The following is a 1,886-nucleotide window of genomic DNA, read 5'->3' as shown; positions in this document are numbered from 1 at the left end:
GGTTGAGGAACCACATGCGCTGCTGCGCAAACGACAACGGCACCTGCGCCGGACGCACCTGCGCAGTCAACGCCGCACGCGAACCACCACCGACATGAGAACCGAGTCGGGCAGCAAGCCCTTCGACGGTCGACGCCTCGAACAACTCCCGCACCGACACCGAAGCATCCAACGCCTGACCCAACCGAGACGTCACCTGCGTCGCAATCAGCGAATTACCACCGAGCGCGAAGAAATCATCATCCAAACCAACACGCTCGACGCCCAGAACATCCGCAAACGTCTGCGCCACAACCTCTTCCACCACCGACGTCGGAGCACGGAACACCGCAACCTGCAACGACGGAACCGGCAACGCCCGACGATCCAACTTCCCGTTCACCGTCAACGGAATCGCATCCAACACCACAAACGCCGACGGCACCATGTACTCCGGCAACAACGAACCCACACCGGTGCGGACATCGTCAACCGACACGCTCACACCCGCAGCCGGAACCACATACGCCACCAACCGCTGATCACCCGGAGAATCCTCACGAACAACCACCGCCGTCTGCGCCACCGACACATCCGCCAACACCGCAGACTCGATCTCACCGATCTCGATCCGGAAACCACGGATCTTCACCTGATCATCCGCGCGACCCAGATACTCCAAATCACCAGCACTGTTCCACGACGCCACGTCACCCGTGCGGTACAACACCTCGCCGGCATTGAACGGATTCGCCACAAACCGCGTCGACGTCAACCCCGCCTGACCCAGATAACCCCGAGCCAACTGCACACCAGCGACATACATCTCACCCGCGACACCGACCGGCACCGGAGCCAAACGCGTATCCAACACGAACACCCGCAGACCCGAAATAGCCTGACCCACAACACTCGCCGACGCATCCGCCGCCATCGCAGCATCCAACACACGATGGCTCACATGCACCGTCGTCTCCGTGATGCCGTACATGTTCACCAACGTCGGCGCGGAATCACCGCGGCGGCCGTACCAATCCGACAAGCGACGCAGCTCGAGCGCCTCCCCACCGAAAACAACCCACCGCAACGACAATTCGGCAGCCCGACCGGATTCCGACGCCAACCGATCAGCCTCAGCCAACTGATAGAACGCCGACGGCGTCTGATTGAGCACCGTCACCCGCTCAGCAGCAAGCAACTCCAAGAACTGCTCCGGCGACCGCGACGTCACATAATCCACAACCACCAACGTGCCGCCGTACAACAGCGGACCCCACAACTCCCACACCGAGAAGTCGAACGCATAACTGTGGAACATCGTCCACACATCGGATTCGTCGAACCCGTACACACCCTCGGTATTCGCAAACAACTTCGCCACCGTCGTGTGCGGAACCTGCACACCCTTCGGGCGACCCGTCGAACCCGACGTGTAAATCACATACGCAACATTCGAAGACCGCAACGGCGCAACACGATCCGCATCCGTCACCACCGAACCATCGAACTCCGACACATCCACCGCGTCGACATCAACCACCGGCAAACCAACAGGCAACACCAACTCACGCCCGGACCACGAAATCGCAGCCACCGGAGCAGCATCGGCCAACATGAACTCGACACGATCAGCCGGATACGACGGATCCACCGGCAAATACCCCGCACCGGACTTCACCACCGCCAACAACGCCACCACAAGATCCGCCGACCGCGGCAACGCCACCGCCACCAACGACTCCGGACCACAACCCTGAGCAATCAACCTGCGCGCCAAACGATTCGCCCGCACCGACAACTCACCATACGACAACGACTCGTCACCGAACCGCACCGCAACCCGATCACCAAACCGCGCAGCAGCATCATCGAACCACGCCGACAACGTCGAATCCACACCACCATCG

The 1,886-nt window shown here is 61.1% G+C and carries 1 pseudogene; it reads right to left on the bottom strand.

Annotation, left to right across the window (positions count from 1 at the left end):
* Positions 1 to 1,876 (bottom strand): annotated as a pseudogene (locus ABWI03_RS34120) (amino acid adenylation domain-containing protein); the annotation flags it as partial.
* Positions 1,877 to 1,886: the final 10 nt, after the last annotated feature.

It is taken from the genome of Rhodococcus baikonurensis, from assembly GCF_040489275.1.
In the GTDB taxonomy this organism is placed as follows: domain Bacteria; phylum Actinomycetota; class Actinomycetes; order Mycobacteriales; family Mycobacteriaceae; genus Rhodococcus_F; species Rhodococcus_F baikonurensis.
Note: the sequence above shows the minus strand (reverse complement) of the source record. Positions and strands in the feature narration are given on the sequence as shown.